General features: G+C 64.4%; 13 protein-coding genes. 6 read left to right on the forward strand and 7 right to left on the reverse strand.

The window, feature by feature from the left end:
- Positions 1-12: 12 nt before the first annotated feature.
- Positions 13-795: a class II aldolase/adducin family protein gene (locus tag K2O51_RS31380; protein ID WP_220631708.1), complete on the forward strand. Its 783-nt coding sequence runs from the start codon at positions 13-15 to the stop codon at positions 793-795.
- Between the two features lie 40 nt (positions 796-835).
- Entirely contained in the window at positions 836-1,582 is a 747-nt protein-coding gene (locus tag K2O51_RS31385; RefSeq protein ID WP_220631709.1) for a hypothetical protein, read from the forward strand.
- A 160-nt stretch (positions 1,583-1,742) separates the two neighbouring features.
- Here the strand turns inward: K2O51_RS31385 and K2O51_RS31390 are convergent, their stop codons facing one another.
- The 5 genes from K2O51_RS31390 to K2O51_RS31410 form a co-directional block, all read right to left on the reverse strand.
- Entirely contained in the window at positions 1,743-2,729 is a 987-nt protein-coding gene (locus K2O51_RS31390) for a WD40/YVTN/BNR-like repeat-containing protein (RefSeq protein WP_220631710.1), read from the reverse strand.
- Positions 2,730-2,739: 10 nt separating this feature from the next.
- Positions 2,740-5,097, reverse strand: coding sequence for an efflux RND transporter permease subunit (locus tag K2O51_RS31395; RefSeq protein WP_220631711.1), 2,358 nt, complete (start codon positions 5,095-5,097; stop codon positions 2,740-2,742).
- Positions 5,098-5,170: 73 nt separating this feature from the next.
- Positions 5,171-6,949: a DUF1302 domain-containing protein gene (locus K2O51_RS31400; protein ID WP_220631913.1), complete on the reverse strand. Its 1,779-nt coding sequence runs from the start codon at positions 6,947-6,949 to the stop codon at positions 5,171-5,173.
- A gap of 210 nt (positions 6,950-7,159) precedes the next feature.
- Positions 7,160-8,542, reverse strand: coding sequence for a DUF1329 domain-containing protein (locus K2O51_RS31405; RefSeq protein WP_425333004.1), 1,383 nt, complete (start codon positions 8,540-8,542; stop codon positions 7,160-7,162).
- Between the two features lie 194 nt (positions 8,543-8,736).
- Positions 8,737-9,690, reverse strand: coding sequence for a helix-turn-helix domain-containing protein (locus K2O51_RS31410; RefSeq protein ID WP_220631712.1), 954 nt, complete (start codon positions 9,688-9,690; stop codon positions 8,737-8,739).
- 319 nt (positions 9,691-10,009) lie between these two features.
- Between K2O51_RS31410 and K2O51_RS31415 the strand changes: the two genes are divergently transcribed.
- From K2O51_RS31415 to K2O51_RS31425, 3 genes are read left to right on the forward strand one after another with little or no spacing between them, the layout of a single operon-like run.
- Complete coding sequence (locus tag K2O51_RS31415; protein WP_245001970.1) at positions 10,010-11,434, forward strand: flavin monoamine oxidase family protein; 1,425 nt, start codon at positions 10,010-10,012, stop codon at positions 11,432-11,434.
- 30 nt (positions 11,435-11,464) lie between these two features.
- Positions 11,465-12,928, forward strand: a complete 1,464-nt coding sequence (locus K2O51_RS31420) for an arylsulfatase (protein ID WP_425333005.1) — start codon at positions 11,465-11,467, stop codon at positions 12,926-12,928.
- A gap of 17 nt (positions 12,929-12,945) precedes the next feature.
- Positions 12,946-13,929 carry a formylglycine-generating enzyme family protein gene (locus tag K2O51_RS31425; RefSeq protein WP_245001971.1) on the forward strand — a complete coding sequence of 328 codons (984 nt, stop codon included), beginning with the start codon at positions 12,946-12,948 and terminating at the stop codon, positions 13,927-13,929.
- Positions 13,930-14,314: 385 nt separating this feature from the next.
- Here the strand turns inward: K2O51_RS31425 and K2O51_RS31430 are convergent, their stop codons facing one another.
- Positions 14,315-15,367 (reverse strand): hypothetical protein, encoded by a 1,053-nt coding sequence (locus K2O51_RS31430; protein ID WP_220631715.1) that lies wholly within the window; start codon positions 15,365-15,367, stop codon positions 14,315-14,317.
- 42 nt (positions 15,368-15,409) lie between these two features.
- On the reverse strand, positions 15,410-17,122 hold the full coding sequence (locus K2O51_RS31435; protein WP_220631716.1) for a DEAD/DEAH box helicase: 1,713 nt from the start codon (positions 17,120-17,122) through the stop codon (positions 15,410-15,412).
- A gap of 570 nt (positions 17,123-17,692) precedes the next feature.
- Between K2O51_RS31435 and K2O51_RS31440 the strand changes: the two genes are divergently transcribed.
- Positions 17,693-19,291, forward strand: coding sequence for a hypothetical protein (locus K2O51_RS31440; RefSeq protein WP_220631717.1), 1,599 nt, complete (start codon positions 17,693-17,695; stop codon positions 19,289-19,291).
- Positions 19,292-19,294 lie beyond the last annotated feature (3 nt).

The following is a 19,294-nucleotide window of genomic DNA, read 5'->3' on the forward strand; positions in this document are numbered from 1 at the left end:
ATCCTGAAGAATATGAACTCTTCCCACAATATTGCGCGTGAAGCCGTGCAAGCGTCCGTCAGCGATGTCGAATGGCGGGCACGCCAGGAACTGGCAGCCTGCTACCGTCTGGTCGACCGCTACGGCATGACAGACCTGATCTACAACCACATCACGCTGCGGATTCCCGGCACAGAGCATCTGCTCATCAATGCCTACGGGTACCTCTATGGCGAGATCTGCGCGTCGAACCTCATCAAGATCGATCTGGACGGCAATGTCCTGCTGAGCCCGCAGAACGACCATGATTACGAGGTCAACCGGGCCGGTATGGTGATCCACACCGCCATCCATCGCACCCGGCCCGACGTTCACTGCGTCATTCACACCCATACGCGTGCCGGCATGGCCTTGTCCGCCATGCCGTGCGGGTTGCTGCCGATGACCCAGACGGCGCTGCGCTTTCACGGCAAGACCGGCTACCACGACTTCGACAGCCCCGTGGTCGAATTGGCGCAGCAAGCGCCACTGCTTCAATCGCTCGGCGGGCACGAGGTGATGGTGTTGCGCAACCACGGCCTGCTGGCGGTCGGGCCGAGCGTGGCGGAGGCGTTCAGTCGCATCTACTGGCTTGAAATGGCCTGCCGTACGCAGGTGGACGCCATGGCTGCCAGCGCGGAGATCGTCCTGCCCTCGCAGCAAGCGATCGACGGCACCCGCCGCGCCATGGACGCCCGCGCCGATACGTTCGGCAAGCGCGAATGGCCGGCGCTGCTTCGCCTGCTTGACCGCGTAGACGAAAGCTACAGATTTTGAATTGACGTCCTGGAGACACCTTGATGAGGAGGACACCCCGATGATCGTCTACGGCACCCGGGCCCGGGCGGAGGCTACCCGGCGAGAAGTACCGCTGTGCTTCGAGGATGGGCACGCTTGCATCTTTCACAAATCAGAATGGATGGAGGCGGGGCGTGATCCACAGCTTTCGCCGACAGTCTTTCTGGTCGAGCAGCCTGCCGGCTCCATCGCTCCGGCGCACTTTCATCGCCAGAACCAGTTCCAGCTCTTTATCGACGGCGATGGCACGATTGGCAGGCATCCGCTGCGCCCGCTGACTGTGCACTACGCGGGCGCGTATACCGGCTATGGCCCACTTGTCGCGGGAGACGCCGGACTCAAGTACTTCACCATACGGCCTGCGTTCGATACCGGCCTGATCCCGGTCAGCGCGCGCGGACAGATGATCCGCGGCCCGAAACGCCATGCACAGGCCGGTCCGATTGCAACCGATACACCCGATCAACTCCGTACGTTGTCAGGTGCCGCGTGCGAGGCGGTCGTGCCACTCGACGACGACGGCCTGGGCGTCACCGTCCTTCGCCTCCCGCCTTGGCAACCCCTTTTCGTCGACCGGCCTCCGCGCGCAGGCGATCTGTTCATCGTCGTGCTGGCTGGCGCGATGCGCGCCGCAGGCAACGACCTCGGCCAGTGGGAGAGCGTATTCGTGTCGGCCGATGAAGCACTGCCTGACATGGGCGCGAACGACGACGGCGTGCAGGTCCTCCTGCTGTACACCCCGCAGAAGGCGGCCGCGTATCGATGATCGCCACGCGCTCCCGCGGTAGCGGTGCCTCTTGACGCGATCCCGAGAGACTTGCGGCCGGAGCGAGCCGCATCGTGGTGAGACCTTCAAGCCGTACACTGACGCGATCTTCTGGGGACCGCGCGACGTGGTGGGTCTGTACCCGATGCGGAACGTTCATTCACCGCGGCGCGAGCGGACCTCGAGAGGAGAAGTCGATCAACTTGCCGTCCGCCGCCAGCACCACGGCGTTGAGGTCGACGCGGTCGGGGCGCGTGGCAGCGGCCATGCCTTCCGTCCCATTGCTGCGGACCGACGCACCCTCCATGCCGACACCGGCTACGCCGCCCTGCGCCGCCACAAGGTCAGTCAGCCCGCTGTGCGTTCCGCTAGGCACCTGCCGCCAGGAGTCCCCCCCGTCGCCGCTGCGATAGACCGTGCCACACATCCCGGCGACATAGAGCGCACCGTCTGGCCCGGCGGCGCCTGCCCAAAGGCTGCCCTTGTAGCCCGTTGGCAGGTAGCGCCAGGACTTGCCCTGGTCTGTCGAGCGCAACACCAGTCCCTGCTCCGCCGCGATGAACAGCTTCCCGTCCGGCGCCGCGAACAGGCGAAACAGGTTGCGGTCGGCCTTGGTCGCCCCGGGCGGCGCAGGCAGTTCGCGCTGTCGCCATGTATGTCCGCCATCGTCGGTCTCCAGCAGCAGCGACCACAGCCCCACGGCCAGTCCGTGGTTGCGGTCACTGAACAGCACGGAGAACAGCGGCTGGTCGGCCTCGGTGTCCGACCGCTGAAGCGTCCAGGTCTCGCCGCCGTCCCCGGTATGCAGGATCACGCCCGCGTGGCCGACGGCCCACCCATTTTTTTCATCGGCAAAGCTGACCGATGTCAGCATCGCGCGCACGGGCACGCTTTGCGCTTGCCGGAAATGCCTGCCGTTGTCGTCGGAAAGCAGCACGACGCCGTGCTCGCCCACCGCGACGATCCGGTTGCCGGCACGCGTGGCGCCGAGCATGGCAGCCGTGGCAGCCGATGGCGTGCGCACCGCCAGCATCAATTGCGGCGCTGGCGCCTGGCCCTGCGGAGCAGCGGCTGATGCCTGCCCCCCCAGCGTCACGGCCGCCGCAGCCAGCAGTCCGATCAGGTTACGTAGATCCCGTTTTTGCATGCGCCCTCCCTCAGTGCGACATGAAGTTTGAAACCCGCACCGCACCGCGTCGCGGGAACAACCGTTCCAGTACCACCGCCAGGGCGGGAAGCGCCGTCATCGCCATCACGAGGTTGACAAGGAACATGAACGCCAGCAGCTTGCCCATGTCGGCCTGGAACTTGAGGGCGGAGAACGCCCACGTCGACACGCCGATCGCCAGCGTGATCGCCGTGAAGATGGTGGCCATGCCGACCTCCAGCAGCGCGCTTTCCACCGCCCTTGCGATAGGCAGGCCGTCGGCCAGGTGTGCCTGCAGGCGGTTATAGATGTAGAAGGCGTAGTCCACGCCGATGCCGACGGCCAGTACCATCACCGGCAGCGTCGCCACCGTCAGGCCGATGTCGAGCGCCTTCATGAACCAGTAGCCGACGAAGGTCGCCACGGTCAGCGGCAGGCAGCAGGCGATCATGGCCCGCACGTCGCGATACGCCACCAGTACCAGCAGCATGATGGTGGCGTAGACATACAGCATCATCGGCTGCTCGCTTCGCTCGACTTCCTCGTCGATGGCCGCCAGCACGCCGGCATTGCCCGACGCCAGCCTGATCTTCACATCCGGACGTGCGTTGGCGGCCCGGAATGCGTTGACGGCGCGGATCACCCCGGCAATGGTGGTCGCCTTGTGGTCGGCCAGGAACAGGTGGACGGCCGTCATGCTGCAATCCTTGCGCATGTAGCCGCGCAGCCGGCCGATCTCGGTGGCAAGCGCCGCGTAGTTGGCGGCATCCATTGGCACCACCGACATCTTCGGGTAGCCCTCGTTGTATCCCGTGTTGTAGGTGCGAAGCAGACTGGAAAAGCCGCTGATGGACACCACCCCGGGCACGTCGCGCATGGCCCAGGAAAAATCGTCCTGGTAGGCCCCGATGGCCGTGTTGCCGCACGATTCCGGGGCTGCCTCGAAGACCACGGTCAGCCAGTCCAGGCCCATGTCGTAGCTGGCCGCGATGGACTTGGCATCCAGGTTGAAGCGCGCGTCCTGCCGCAGCTCCGGCGCGCCCGGCTCCACCGTGCCGATCACGCGGTCGCGGCTTTCATAGATGGCCACTGCCAGCAGGCAGGCGCTCATCAGCGTCACGGCCACGGCGGTGCGCGGCTGCGCCACGCGGGCGAGCCCGCGCAGCCAGCGGGAGCGACGCTCGCGCCGGGCCATCGCCCCGTCGGCGTAGGCCTGGGAGAAGCGGAAGAACGATGCCACCACCGGCAGCATCACCAGGTTCGTGACGATCTTGTAGCCCACGCCGATCGACGCCGTGACCGCCAGCTCCCGCACCATCGGGATCGGCACGATCAGCAAGGTGATGAACGAGACGAAGGCCGTCACCAGCGCCAGCGTGCCCGGCACGAGCAGCCCCGTGAAGCTGTTGCGCGCCGCCTGCATGGAGTTCCTGCCGTGCGCCAGCTCGCGGACGATGAAATTGATCTGCTGGACCCCATGCGACACGCCGATGGCAAAGACCAGGAACGGCACCAGCACGGCGAGCGGGTCGAGGCCGTAGCCGAGCAGCCTGAGCGTGCCGAACTGCCAGACCAGCGAGGTCAGCGAGCACAGGATGGGAAGGACCGTGAAACGCACCGAATGGGAGTACCAGTACACGGCCAGTGCGGTCAGCAGCAGTGCTATCGCGCAGAATCCCAGCACGCCAGAGGCGCCATCGGCAATATCGCCCACCTGCTTGGCGAAGCCGATGATCTGGATCTCGAAGTCCTTGTCCTCGAACCGCTCGCGAAGCTGCTTCTCGAGCAGATGGTTGTATGCGATGTAGTCGAGCTGCCTGCCGTCGCGATCCCGCTCTTCCAGTTCGGCGGTAATCATGGCGCTGGTCTGGTCGCGCGAGACCAGCGTACCGACGAAGCCGCCGTCGCTGGTGGCCGAGCGGATACGGCCGATGACGGCATCATCGAGACGCGGCGGCGTGATGTTGCCATCGATGAGAGGCTCGGCGCGAAAGCCCTCCTCCGTGATCTCGTTGACGTAGCTGTTCGGCGTCCACAGCGACTGCACGCCGAGCCGGTCCACGTTCGGCATGAACAGCACGGCTTGCGTCACGTCATAGAGCCTGCCCAGCGCGGGCCGGGTCCAGATGGTGCCGTGCCGCGCTTTCACCACCACCGTCAGGCGGTTGGCGCCGAACAGGTCGTCGCGGTAGGACTTGAAGGTCTTGATGTATTCATGGTTCAGCGGCATCTGCTTCTCGAAGCCCGCTTCCATGCGTAGCTGGGCGGCGAAGAAGGCCGTCACCGCCGTAAATAGTCCGATCACCACCAGCGTTGCGGTCCGGTGCGCGAACAGGATGCCTTCCAGGCGTCGTACGAATCCGTTCATTGCTGCAAACTTCCAGAGTGCGTGGGTTCGGGGTCGCGCCTGCCTGCGGCCTGCGCGACCCGCGTGGAATTCGTCAGAAGTTCCGGGTCAGGAACGCGCCGACGAAGTTGCGGTCTCCAAGCGGTTGCGCCAGCGGATTGGCGCCCCAGTACATGGTGTAGTTGATGCCGGCCTGCCACTTGGTGGGGTTCTGGTTGAACAGCACATAGAGGTTGGCGGACTTGGCGCCCTGCATGTAGTTGCCGAGCGCGGTCGGCGTGTAGCCCATGAACGAATACGAGAACGTGACGCCCGGCGTGACCTGCCAGCCCGGAATCAGCCTGCCGTCATAGGTCCAGTTGAAGTCCACCGTCGCGCCCATCGACAGCGAGGTGCCCTTGGCCGCCGTGATCGGGTAGCCGAGGGTGGAGTTGGTCGAACTGTCCATCCATGGCTGCAACGCCGGTGCCGGGGCTTGCATGACCTGCACACCGTCTACGGTGCGAACGAAGCGCGAGTTGGAGTTCACGCCAGGAAAGTAGATAGCAACCAGTTCCCCGGTGAACGCCGCGGTATCGGCCCCCAGCAGCTTGAGGAAACCACCCGAATTGCTCGGCGTGAGCGCGAGCAGGCCGGTCAGGTGCGTCTGGAACCGTTTCCTGTCGATCCACTGCTGGCAATTGACGCCGGTCACGCCGTTACTGATGATGTCCAGTGGACCGTTTGGCCCATAGCATGCCGAGAGCGCGACGGCATCGCGCGGCCGGTACGAGAGTTCCCAGCCCACCGCCCAGTCTCCCACTGGGAAGTTGGCGCTGACCCCATAGAGCTTGCGATCCTCCAGGTATTGGACCTGGATGGTGTCGTCGGGGCGCAGGCCCATCACCGGCAGCTTGTCGTGATAGTTCATGACGTAGGTGCCGATGTCGAGCTGCGTGCCTTCCGGCTTGTAGTGGAAGGCAAAGCCGTACTGCCCCGAGTTGCGGGCGTACTGGTTCGGCTGCAGCGGGATGCCGAAGGTATTGAACGGCGGGCCGGCGAATGCGCCCTGGTTGATGCCCTGCTGCACCGACTGGATGGTCCCCTGGTCGCGCGACCGCGCGATCGTCGTGGCGTCAGTGCCGGAGAAGTTCGGGTTCTGCGTGCTGACGTTAAAGGGCTCTGCGCCGCGGCCGAGATTGTCGGTCAGCGAGAAGTACGAACCCACCGGCGGCAGGCGGCTGCCGTTCCACTGGACCTGGTAGTACGCCTCCATGTTGAATCCGTGGCCCAGACCCGATGCGAAGCTGATCATGGGCGCCGGCAGCACGGCTTCCTTGATCTGGGTGCCGGGCACCATCAGCTTCTGGATGTCCAGTGCATTGGTCGCGTTGATGCCGCCAAGCCCGAAGATGCTTTCACCCCAGTTGATCACCTGGTTGCCAATGCGCACGCGGGCGCTCTGGTCGCCGATCGAAAAACCCTTGCTGACCCACAGGTCGAGCAGCCGCGTGTCGCGCGCCACCTGGTTGAAAGAGTCCTTGGTCAGGTCGGAGCGCTCGGTATGGCTGGCGGCGACATCGTATAGCCAGGTGCCGCGCGCCATGAACTTGATGTCTTCCGGAAAATTCAGCAGCAGTTCGTGCGTTCCCTTGACATACGCAGCGAACAGGTCGCCCTTCTTGTAGTTCAGGTTGCCATTGTCCAGATTGGAGAACTGCGCCGTGTTCACGTCGCCGGCACAGCCGGACGCGTTCGGATCGCCCACGCGCTGGCAGTCGATGCCGTGCGCCCGCATGGCCAGCCCCGTGGTGATCTGCGAGTCGAACGAACCGTAGACGGTCTCTCCCTTGATTTCGACCGCACTGGCATTGCCCATCTGCATGGCCGCCATGGCGGCGGCAATGGCAATACAGCGTCTCTTGCTTTGAATCACTTCTTCCTCCCTGTTTCCGGTTGTCCTGCTTCTTGTTGTCTTGCCTGTTGCCTCGTTGCGCTGTTGGCTGCATGGACGAGCGCCGGCCGCGCCGGTCTGTGCCGGCGTCGTGCCAGGAGCATTCGGGACATGTGGCGAGCGCCGGCGGCGCGGCGCTCGCTTGGGGACTTACCGTTCGCTGCGTGAGCGCAGGCTTTCCGGCGTGTAGTAGTCGAGCTTGAAGCGCGGCTCGTTCGAGTCGGTGACCCAGCGGATATCCTTGCCGCCGCCCACTGTGACGCCGTCGGCGATGTAGCGGCCGGAAATCAGGTCATACTGGACGAACGTCTCCAGGTCGCAGGCACCCGTTTCCCAGACCGGGATCGGGAAGCCTTCGCGCAGCTTCCAGAGCTTGCCCTGCGCGTCGTAGTCCTCGGACACCAGCGCCAGCCAGCTGTCTTCGTCGAAATAGAAGGTCTTCTTCGGTGCCGTGTGACGGGCTCCGGCCTTGACCGTCGCCTCGACCATCCAGACGCGGTGCAACTCGTAGCGGCGGCTGGCGTTGCTGATGTACTGCGGCCCCAGCACATCGCGAAGCTTGGCGTGGAAGTCGTAGATGCCGAAGGTGTTCGACGGCACATACATCTCCTTCTTGCCCACGAGCTTCCAGTCGAAGCGGTCGAGATTGCCGATGAACATGAAGGCCTGGTCAACCGTGTACTGGTTCTCCATGCCGATCTGCGGCGCGTCATAGGCGTAGCTCGGCATGCGGCGCACGCGGCGCTGGCCAGGGAAGTAGTACGAGACTTCGGGGGCCGCCCCACCGAACGAGTTGACGCCCACCGCGCCCTGCCCGGCAAGCGCCGCTGGCGACTTGTACTGGAAGTAGGCGGCCTGCAGCGTGTTCTTGACCTGTTCCGGCGTGGTAGCACCCTTCTTCGCCCACGGGAAGTACAGGGTCATTTCCTGGTTCGCATCGACCCACTCCTCGCTCCCCGCGCGCGGCGACAGCACCGTGTAGAAGCTGGGGAATACGATGCCCATGCCCCGGTAGCGGGTCTGGAAATTCCACATCGCCTCCGCCCCGGTCTTCGGACGCGGGAAGGCCACGCCCGGCAGGACGGCGTTTTCCAGGATTACGCCGTCGGACGCCATCCTGGCCTCGGCAAGGTTGCGCTTGCTGTTGGCCTGCACCCAGTCCGGCGCACCGCAGTTGCGATGCGTCGGATAGACATCCATGTGGTAGCCCTTTGTCGCCTTGATGAACGCGACCTGGCCGGGGCTGAGCTTGTCGGCGTACTTGTCGACGTTGGTGGCATCGATGGAGAAAAGCGCCTTCTCGCCCTTGTGCGACCAGAACCCGCCGCGCGGCTGCTCCGGCGACCAGCCGGCCGAGGGCGTGTCCTTGCCATCCCATGCCGGAATGGCGCCATCCTTGCTGCCGCTGCGCTGCGCCCCGGCCGGGGTCAGATCCGCGTCCCCCTCCGCTGCCAGGACACCGGCATCCATCACCAACATGCCCGCCGCCAGTGCCATGGCGGTCAGGCCGACTACGAACTTGCGCTGCCTCATCCTTTCTTCTCCCTCGTGTCGATATCCGAAACTCGGGAGAAGTCTACGATCCACCGCGTTCGCACAAGGCCGGGTTTCGGCAGAGGGTAGTAACAGGACTTTGCGCCGGCGGCCGAGATGTGATTGGGGAAATTACCTAGGCCGCTGCGCTCGCATTTCCTGGACGGGCCGGTCGTGCCCGCGGTGGTGCCCGTCTAGGCGCGCGGCGTCTCCGAAGGCAGGTAGCCGAACATCCGGTTGTAGTCGGCCGCAAACCTGCCCATGTGTACAAAGCCCCAGCGCGCCGCCGCATCCCTGATCTGCACGCGGTCGGCACTGGTTTGCCGCAACAGCCTGCGAACCAGCGACAAGCGCATCGTGCGCAGGTAGACGTACGGTGTTACGCCGGTGACATCGAGGAACGCTATCTGCAGCGTTCGCCGGCTGACTCGCGCCAGGCTGCAAAGCTCAAGCACCCCGACGGGCTGGCTGGGATTCGCCTGCATGTACTTGCGGCAGCGGTTGACGACATCACTGTGGGACAACCGTGTCACGTCGCCGCGGCGCCGTGGCGCTTCGGCATCGATCAGCAGGCAGAACAGGTGTTCCAGGATATCGTCGCGCGCGGAAATGCGGGCCGCCGGGAATGCCAGCGCTTCGCGGTTTTCCCCGGCGGTGCAAAGGCTTTCCACGATGCCTGCCGAGGCGCGCTGCCGCGCCGGCAGGCCGACCTTGAGCAGTTGCTCATCGGCCCAGGCAAGACTGGCCATCCCGCCGAGGTAATCCGCATACATCGCAAAGATCGAATCGCCGAGCACGATGCCGACATGCTCGCTCGGCCCGGAAGACTGGGCAGAAAACTCCCGTCCGCCGGCAATATGGCCAACGGACGTCCCGATCGAACGCCCATAGAGCGTCGTACGGCTATCGGCAGGCAGCGGGATGCCGAACATCCGGCACCCCCTCCTTACACAGCCTTCCTGCAAGGTAGGGACATTCAGCCGCTCGTGATACACGAAGACATCATCGTCGAGCCTGAACTGCTGCAGTTGGCCCTCATATCGGCCTGGCCCGGTTTGCAGGTATTGCTGGTTAAGCTGGGGGAGGCCAAGCGCGTGGTCTTCCGGATTCCCGAACGACTCCACGTGGCAATGCACGGCATGTGACATGGGGGACGCTTCTGCAAAGAGGCGGCTGGATATGTACTTTGTCCGTACAAACCATAGCCCGAAGCCAAATTTTCACTTTCGTCATCCCGCAGGAATACTAGGGTAACTACCCGGCTCGCCTGCAACAGCGAGAGGAATGGCGCCGGGTGCACGTTGCCTCCTGGTTGTAACAAGCGAAAGCAACGCCATTGCCGCTTTCGGACATCGCCCGCCTGACGGCTGCCCTATGCTCGGATCGAAAGGTAACCGCAACAGGATTGTCATGGGAAATAATTCGGGACATCGGAAGGCAGCCGCTTCCCTCGACCGACGGGGGTTCATGCGCCAGACCGGACTGGGCGCAGGCGCGATTGCGCTTGGCAGCGTGGTCGGCGCTCCGGAAGCCCACAGCAAGCCTGGCGAGACGCAGCGCAAGGCGAAATCCAGGGGTGTCGACTATGACGTGATCGTGCTCGGCGGCGGCTTCGCCGGCATCACGGCGGCGCGCGAAAGCAGCAAGAACGGCTACAGGACCCTTGTGCTCGAAGCCCGCGACCGGCTCGGCGGCCGCACCTACACCAGCCAGTTTGCCGGCCACATGGTGGAGCTGGGCGGCACCTGGATCCATTGGACGCAGCCGTTCGTCTGGGCAGAGGTCCAGCGATACAAGCTCGACGTGATCGAAACGCCCGAGTCGAACGTCGATCCCGCCGGCGTGCACGCCGTAGTGCTGGTGGACGGCCGCCGGGAGTATCTGGACACGCCGGAACGGCTCGGCGACGTGTTCGGCGCCTTCAACCGCTACTTCGCCGACGCCGGCAAACTGTGGGAGCGGCCCTACGACGCGAAGTACCGCTGGCCCGCCATTGCCGCGGCGGATAGGCTGAGTGCCAGCGACGTCGTCCAGTCCATGAAGCTCTCGCGCCTTCAGCAGGTCGCACTCGACGGCTATCTGGCCGGCCTGTCGCACTGCCCGCCCGGCATGGCGTCGCACATCGAAGTCAGCCGCTGGTGGGCGTTGCCCGGCGGGAACCTGACCGCCCTGCGCGACGCTGCCGGCCGCTACCGGTTCAAGGACGGCACCATCAGCCTGATCAACGCCATGGTGGCCGACGGCAAGCCCGAGATCCGGCTGTCGACGCCGGTCCGCGCGGTCGAAGACCTTGGCAGCCATGCCGTGGTCACCACGCAGGCCGGCCAGCGCCTGCGCGCTGCCAGCGTCATCGTGGGGCTGCCGATGAACGTGCTGCCAGGCGTGCAGTTCTCCCCGCCGCTCGATGCCAGCGTCGTGGCAGCCGGACAGGAACGCCATGCCGGCCGCGGCGTCAAGCTGCTGATCAAGGTGAAGGGGCGCGTCGCCGATACCCGTGTGCTGGCGTTGGCCGATCCCACGCATCCGCTGCCGCTGATCATCACCTACGCGGCCGCCGACGACCACACCGTCCTCGTCATGTTCGGCCCCGATCCGAAGCGCATCGACTACCAGGACAAGGCCGCGGTCCAGCAGGCACTGCGCGACTTCTTCCCGGATGCGCAAGTGGAAGAGGTCCACTTCCACCCGTGGACCGAGGACCCGTACAGCCTGGGCACCTGGGCCAACTACCGCCCCGGCTGGTTCGAAAAATACTACGCGCACTTCCAGCAGGACCGTGGCCGCGTGATCTTCGGCCAGGGCGACCATGGCGAAGGCTGGCGCGGCTTCATCGACGGGGCGATCGGCGCGGGCATCCGGGCCGCCGAGCGCGCCAAGATCATGCTGGGCTAAGCCTTCCAACGTCCTCGTTCCTGACACGCCATGAAACCCATGCACGCAAGCAAGACGCCGCGCGTCCACCGGCTGACCCGGCTGGTCGCCACGACCCTCGTGACAGCCGCCGCCCTGCTCGGCTCTTCTGTCGCGGCGGCGCAGCAGCAGAAGCCGAACATCCTGCTCATCCTGGTGGACAACCTCGGCTACGGCGAGCTTGGGGTCTACGGCGGCGGCGCCTTGCGCGGCGCGCCCACACCGCGCATCGACAGGCTGGCCGGCGAAGGCATGCGCCTCACCAACATGAACATGGAGCCGCAATGCACGCCCAGCCGCTCCAGCATGCTGACGGGCCGCTACGCGATCCGGTCTGGCACTTATTCCGTGCCCATCGGCGGCGCGGCCGATGGACTCACGCAATGGGAAGTCACCATGGCCGAGTCGCTCTCGGACGCAGGCTACGCCACCGCCCTCTACGGCAAGTGGCATCTGGGCAGCACGGACGGCCGGCTGCCCAACGACCAGGGCTTCGACGAATGGTATGGGATCCCCCGCACCACGAACGAGGCGCTCTGGCCCGGCTCCAATGGCTTCTCGCCAGACCGGATGAAGCCGGAGTACATCATGGAAGGCCGCAAGGGCGAGAAAAGCCGGGAGCTTCGGGTCTATGACCTGGAGCAACGCCGCCTGATGGATGCCGACCTTACACGCCGCTCGATCGCGTTCATGGAGCGGGAGGTCAAGGCCGGAAAGCCCTTCTTCGCGTTTGCAAGCCTGACCCAGCCGCACTATCCCACGGTGCCGAACCCCCGCTTTGCCGGCAAGACCGGCAACGGCGACTGGGCCGACATGCTGGCCGAGATGGACGCGAATGTCGGCCAGATGCTGGACGCGGTCGATCGTCTCGGCGTGCGCGACAACACCATCGTCATCTTCGCCAGCGACAACGGCGCCGAGTACCTGAAGCCGTGGGACGGCTGGTCCGGGCCCTGGCGCGGGCAGTACTTCACGGCATACGAGGGAGGTATCCGGGTACCCTTCATGATCCGGTGGCCGGGCAAGGTGCCGGCCGGCCGCGTCAGCGACGAGATCGTGCACGGCGTCGACCTGTTCCCCACCATCGCTCACGTGACCGGCGCACGCGTGCCGGGGGACCGCCCGATCGATGGCGTGGACCAGACCGGCTTTTTCGAGGGCAAGACCGACAAGTCCGCCCGCGAGGGCATCCTGATCTGGGTGGACAACCGCTTGCAAGCGGTCAAATGGCACAACTACAAGGTGCACTTCTACCAGCAGGACAACATGGAAGCCCCGCCCGTCAAGCTCGGCATTCCGCGCCTGTTCGACCTCTATACCAATCCGCAGGAAGACGAGCACAAGCGCGCCTTCTCGAGCTGGGTGCTTGGTCCCATGCTGAAGATGATCGGCGCATTCGAGGCGAGCGTGAAAAAGGCTCCCCTGATCCCGATGGGAACACCTGACCCGTACCAGCCTCCCGAAGCACGGCCATGAACAGCAGGCGTGACGCCATGACCCCGGAGATCGATCCGGATGCAGGGATGGTCCGGCTCCCCGGCGGGTCGTTCCTGATGGGATCGGATCGCCACTACCCTGACGAAGGGCCGTCGCACCGGGTGAAAGTGTCCCCGTTCCGGATCGCGCGGACCGCCGTCACGAATGCCCAGTTTGCCCGGTTTGTCACGCAAACCGGCTACGTCACCGTCGCCGAGCGTCCGCTGGATCCGGCCATGTATCCCGGTGCCCTGCCTGAACTGCTGGTTCCCGGCGCGCTCGTGTTCACCAGGCCGCCGCAGCGTGTCGACGTGCGCAACATCGGGAACTGGTGGTCCTACGTGCCGGGCGCGAACTGGCGGCATCCACTCGGGCCGGGCAGTTCCGTTGCCGGCCTGGATGATCACCCGGTCGTCCAGGTGGCGTACGAAGACGCCGAGGCGTATGCCGCCTGGGCCGGCCTGGCATTGCCCACCGAAGCCGAATGGGAGTTCGCCGCGCGAGGCGGACTGGACGGCGCCGAATTCGTCTGGGGCGACGAACTCACGCCAGGCGGCCAGCACATGGCGAACACCTGGCAGGGCGAGTTTCCCTGGCAAAACCTGTGCACCGACGGGTACGAGCGCACCGCTCCGGTCGCGGCGTACCAGCCCAACGGCTACGGTCTGTACCAGATGGCCGGCAATGTCTGGGAATGGACCGCCGACTGGTATCGGTCCCGGCACGCCGGCGCGCGGGCGGGCAACCCCTGCTGCATCCCGCAGAATCCGCGAGGCGCTGACATGCGCGAAAGCTACGACAGCCGCGAACCGGAAAGCCGCATTCCCCGCAAGGTCCTCAAGGGCGGATCGTACCTGTGCGCGCCCAACTATTGCCAACGCTATCGCCCGGCCGCCCGCTACCCCCAGCCGGTGGACACGGCGACTTGTCATGTGGGCTTCCGATGCGTGAAACGCGAAGATCCACCGGGGCAGTCTTGCGCCTCTCATACGGCAAGATAGGTACAGAACGCGCGCGACAGTCCTTCGTCGAACGGGTGCCAGCGGGCACTGTGCCACCTGTTTGCGCAGATTATGCACGATGCCGGCACGCCAGCCCGCGTGTTCAAGGGATATACGGCGGAGGAAAGACGGTGGAGGCGCGCCTGTCGTCGCACTCGCAAACCTGGTCAACTTCGATTCTTTCCCCAGTCAGCGAACGGCAGCTTCTCGGGCCGAACCGGCCGCTCGGCTCGAGGCTGTCGGATGTCTCAGAAGGGTCGTTTCCTGCCCGTGGTCATGCGGGTAAATCGGCGATGAAGAGTTCGGCTTTCTGCTCATCGCCGCGCGACCTGGTCGCCGGGCCCCAATCGCCTTGAGTGGGGACGCGCCCTCCCAGGCCGCTTGCTTACTGCACCGGTCGATCCCGATTGGCCAGGTATGCGTCATCCGGATCTTCGATTTCGCCTCCAGCCGCGCGCTTCGTCGGCGGGCCAAACGTCAACCCCTTGGGTTTGGCCGGTGCATCACCTGAGGGCTTCTCCGAGTTGGGGGCAATCTCCTGAATGCCGAGTTTGCCGGCGCGCACGGCTAGGTTCGCCGCGAGTTGCTGGATGAGCTGTGGCTCCTTCAGGAAGGCCTCGACGATCCGCTTTGCCTGGGGCATTAGCGCTTGCCGCGTCCCGGGCTCCTCCATCCCGAAGATCATCATGCGGGCCAGGTCACGCCGATTCAGGCCGAGACCATTGTTGTGATCGCTGATGCCAGCTTCCTTGAGCTTTTGCTCCAGCTGGCTGATCAGGGCCTGTGCCTGCGCTTCGTGGTCATGCTCCATCGCCAAGCGCATAAGGTATTCGCCGACCTTGTCCGGGCCGCCATCCTTGGCCATCATTCCCTGCGCCTCTCTCAGGATCTCGGGATCCTTGAGCAATTCAGCGCCCAGAGCCGGCCAGCGCTGCACGACTTCCTCCGCTGCCCGCCTGACTGCATCTGCAGGAAAGCCGCTTGCCTGGGAGGCCGCCACTCCGATTGCTTGCGCCTCGGCGGGCGCCTCCGCATCGGTGCTTGGGCTGCCGTGGATGGGCGTGCGGTCCCCGCGTTCGACGAATTTTGCAACCGCCGGTCCCGCTTCTTGCCTATCCGTATGCTCCGCGGTAGTGCCACCATCAGACGGCGCCGCTGCGACCGGCGCTTCCCCTTCACCTGGCTTCCTTCCGAAAAGGCGCCAGATGAAGTCCTTGACGGCCTTCAAGAACCGGACGATCCAATCCACGACTTGTCCGATCATGGACTTATCCTTGTCCAGCATCGAATAGCCGGCCGCCCAGCCCTTCTTGTCGTTTCCCGTTGCCTCGGATGCGGCCTGCGCTACCGGGCGCCTCTGCCCCGGCGGCGCCGACGCGTCGACTTCCTTGAACTGAACGTCTTCCGGCTGTCCGCCGGCGAAGGTGATTCCCACCATAGGTTCTCCTTTCGTGAATCGAACGGGCCGCGGGGCCCCTTGTTAGTTGAACAGCCTGTTTTGCGAGAAGCGCCTATTGGCCAGGTCGTCGCGCTCCTCCGCCTGGTCAAGAGTCACTGCGAGCTCGATGCGGTTCTCCAACAGATCGCGCGGCCTGATTGGAACGAGCTTGAACACGCTGGTTGTTGCGCCACTCTGGGCAGCGCCCTCGAACTCACCTGCGCCCCGATTAACCATGTCGTGTGCCGCCAACTCGAACCCATTCGAAATTCGCGTCATAGCCTCCAGCCGGTTTCGTGTCTCTGGTGACAGGGCCGGCAGGTCCTCGACCATTAGGAAGCACTCCCCGCTGCCGCCGGCCCGCGCTAGCCGACCCCGCATCTGGTGAAGCTGGGACATGCCAAAGTGGTCGGCGTCACGGATCACCATTACGGCCACATCCGGGATATCGATGCCGGTCTCGAACACGGTCGATGCAATGACGATCGGCGTGCGCCCGCTGGCCACGCCTTCAATAGCGCCCCGCTTCTCTTCGTCACTCATGTCGCCATAGAGCGTCGCCACCTTGCCGGGAAACGCCTTCTCGAATTGCTCCGCGGCCTTCAGCACAGACGAACGGTTGGCGACCTCGCCATCCTGGCCAGCATCGCTGCCAGAGCCCACTCGAGGGAGCAGGATCGCCGCGCGCTTGCCCGCAGCAACCGCCGCCTGGATAGCGCCGACGGTCAATTTCCGGTGCCCGACATCAATCAGGCGGGTTTGAATCGACTTCTGGACTGGCTGCTCATCAATCGTGAATACCTGCACGCCGGGGAACAGTGATAGCGCCATGGTGCGCGGTATCGGCGTCGCCGAGACGTCAAGGACGTGGGTCCAGGGGGCGACCATCCTCTCGCGCGTGTTCGTGTCGAGCTTGTGCTGTTCGTCGGCGATGAGGAAGTTTGGCGTGTACTTAGCCTTGGCGGCGACGGTGGTCAGCCCGGCGGTACCGACGAGAATCGCCTGCGGGTCGGTGATCTTGCCCCCCGCTTCCACGCGCTGCACCGCGACCGCGTCGCCAAAGCGGCGCACTAGATTCCGGGCGATCTGATCGGCCAGCAACGATGTCGGAGCAACGATGGCAACGCGGGCTCCCATCTGGTGTGCGGCGACAGCTGGCGCGAGATAGGCCAGTGTCTTGCCGGTGCCAACATCCCCACAAAGCAAACCATTCATTGGTGTGCTGCCCTGGAGTGCAGCCGCAATTCCAGCGGTAACGCGCTCCTGGTCCCCGGTAGGCGTCTCCGGTTGCGACCGTAGCAGCGTTGCCGCCCGCTCAACGATCCCGTCGCCGCCGCCAACCGCGGCGTCTGGGTGTGGCGCTCTGGCGTTCTGCCGAAGTGCTGCTGCTTGGATAGCCAGGCAGGCAATGCGCTTAGCCACGAGGAGCGCGGAGCTGCCCTCCTCCGGAGTCGCCGGCGCATGTAGCGCGGCTAACAGATCTTCTAGGTCAGAGAATTGCTCCGGAGCCTCGCAGGCATCGAGAATCTGTTCGTCAGAAAGCCCGCATGCTTCGCAGATAGCGGCGACGGCAGAACTGAGTGCAAGATCGATGTCCTGATCCAGTACGTGGCCGACCAGGGCGTTCACCGCGTTTCCGGCCACGCGTCCTGGTATGCCCAGGTAGATCGGCATCACCTTGCCAACATACCGAGTGTCTAGCTGCTCCACATTGTCCAGGCAGAGCTTCGGTCCAAAGCGGACAGGGCGGGCCATGACTAATAGTGAGTCTCCGACCTGCGTGTCTTTCCAACCCCAGACTGCCCCGAAGATGCCCATGCTGGCCTGGACGCCTGCCGCGTCTGCGACCGAGATGTCCAATCGCGCGGTGGATCTTCCAAATGGAGACTTCAGTGGCGCCTTGGAGCCCGACGCAAAGCCAAGGATTGCAGCCCTACCGTCATCACGCTCCACTACCCGCACGAGCATTGGTACTGCACGCTCGGACCCTGCCGCTTCCGCGAACCGTTGGGATACGCGGCGGAAGTCCTGATGCCTCGCCGGCGCACACAGCAGCGCCTCCTCAAGACGACGCAAGCCTAGCCGAACAACGGTCCTGTCAAGGGTCGGATTGGAGAGTATGGCCATCTGGGCACGTTACCGATAGTTTCAATAATTTACGGTTACAATCATAATACACAATATGATGTTGGCGCCGTTCAATCCGGTTTGCTGCCCTTTCTGATAGCCATGAGAAGCCCTTACCGATACCTCAATGCCGGCCCATCGTCCCGGCTCTATAGTGTCCTGGCGGACCAAATCGCCAAGTCCCAAACGAAGGCCCCGGTGGCGCAGTGGATTTCACTAATCGGGAAGCTGACTCAGAAGGGCGTCAAAGGCAACGAGATCGAGGACTCGAACCTGCTTCCTACCTTGGAGTTACGCGATCCTAAGCAGTCGCTGACTCGGGAGGAGTTGATGGAGCTGCTTGTGTCCACCACTCCCACAATCAAGGAGATCGACCTCGGACGCCCGAAATACGCCGGCTTCAAGCAGCCCGGGCCGAGTGTCTATCAGGAGACGCTGTACGTCCTCAACAGTCAGAAGGCGAACATCGAAGACCGGATGGACGAGATCCGCTTCGAACTTGAGGAGCTCGATTTCGATCTCGATCGCCTCGCTCGGGATCCTGGCGCCGTTGTCCGACTCGACGCGGAGCGCCGCGCTCTACTGGCTTCCGTCGGCAAGGCTCATGACTTTTCGGCCCACCACTTCTCGGATATGGAGGACCCGGAGCGTCCCGGCCAGAAGATCGCCAACCTTCTCGCCCATGCGCGTACCACCGTGCGTGGAGATCTTTTCATGATCGAGGAAATCCAGTCCGACTGGGCCCAGCGCGGGCGCCGCCAGGAATGGACCGGGATCGCCAAGGGGCCCTTCGTGACGAACACTGAGGTCTGGTCGGGCCTCGTATTGCGCCGAACCCTCCAGCGGGCTGCAGAGGATCCCGCAATCCGCCGCGTGGGATGGATCACCGCCAACATGCGCAATGGCTGGAACAACGAGCGCCAAAGCGACGGCCTGAATGATTTCTATCTGAAGATCCTCCCGAAGATTGCCGAGAAGGCTCTCAAGGGAAGCGACCAGAAGATCCGGATGACTACAGTGCAGTTCCAGGAGAATGGCCCCGAGCACAGCGTGCCGGGGTTCGACATGACGCCACAAGCCAGGGAGGTCCTTTTGAAGCCCCAACCCATGTATTCCCGCGATGCTCTGCGCCACACCCTTGCCGTCATGAACGACGACCTGCCCGAGTACCAACGGGCGTATCTCACCCGCGCACATGAGATGCTGGGATCGGTCGCATCCGTCCGACTCGCCTCCCACATCTACGATGCCGCTGGTATGGAGGTCGCCGGCAGCCAGTTGAACCGGATGATTCTCCTTTCCTCGCGCGCCAAAGAGCCGGACCGCGTCTTCTATCACGAATGCTGGCACTACGCGCAGGAGCATCTGATAGAGCCCAAGAAGAATGAGGCAATCGACCGGGCTTTCCAAGCTGGCTCGCCTTTGCACACCCTCACAGTCAAATGCCTCGCGAAGAAGGGACTGATCCGGGCTGCTGCCCAGTGCAACAACCCACGCGAAACGGCTGCTCACGCCTTTTCCCTCTGGAAGACTGGTGCTCTGGCATTGCCCGCCGAAGAGACGCCCGGTTCCAGCGATGTGGCGGATTCCTTCACGACGGTTGGTCGCACGGCAGATAGCTTTTTCGCCTGGATGCAGCGCGTTTCCGGTGAAGCGCAGATCCCAGGCGACGCCTCCGACGTGCAAATCGTTGCGGCGGTCTTCGCGCAGCTGGCTGCCGGTGACCTTGCCGAGCAGCGGGAGGATGATCCGGACGACGACCAGCAGGGAGCCGACTCCCGTCCGCGGATGCGCTAGACC

It is taken from the genome of Cupriavidus pinatubonensis, from assembly GCF_019602855.1.
In the GTDB taxonomy this organism is placed as follows: Bacteria; Pseudomonadota; Gammaproteobacteria; order Burkholderiales; family Burkholderiaceae; genus Cupriavidus; species Cupriavidus pinatubonensis.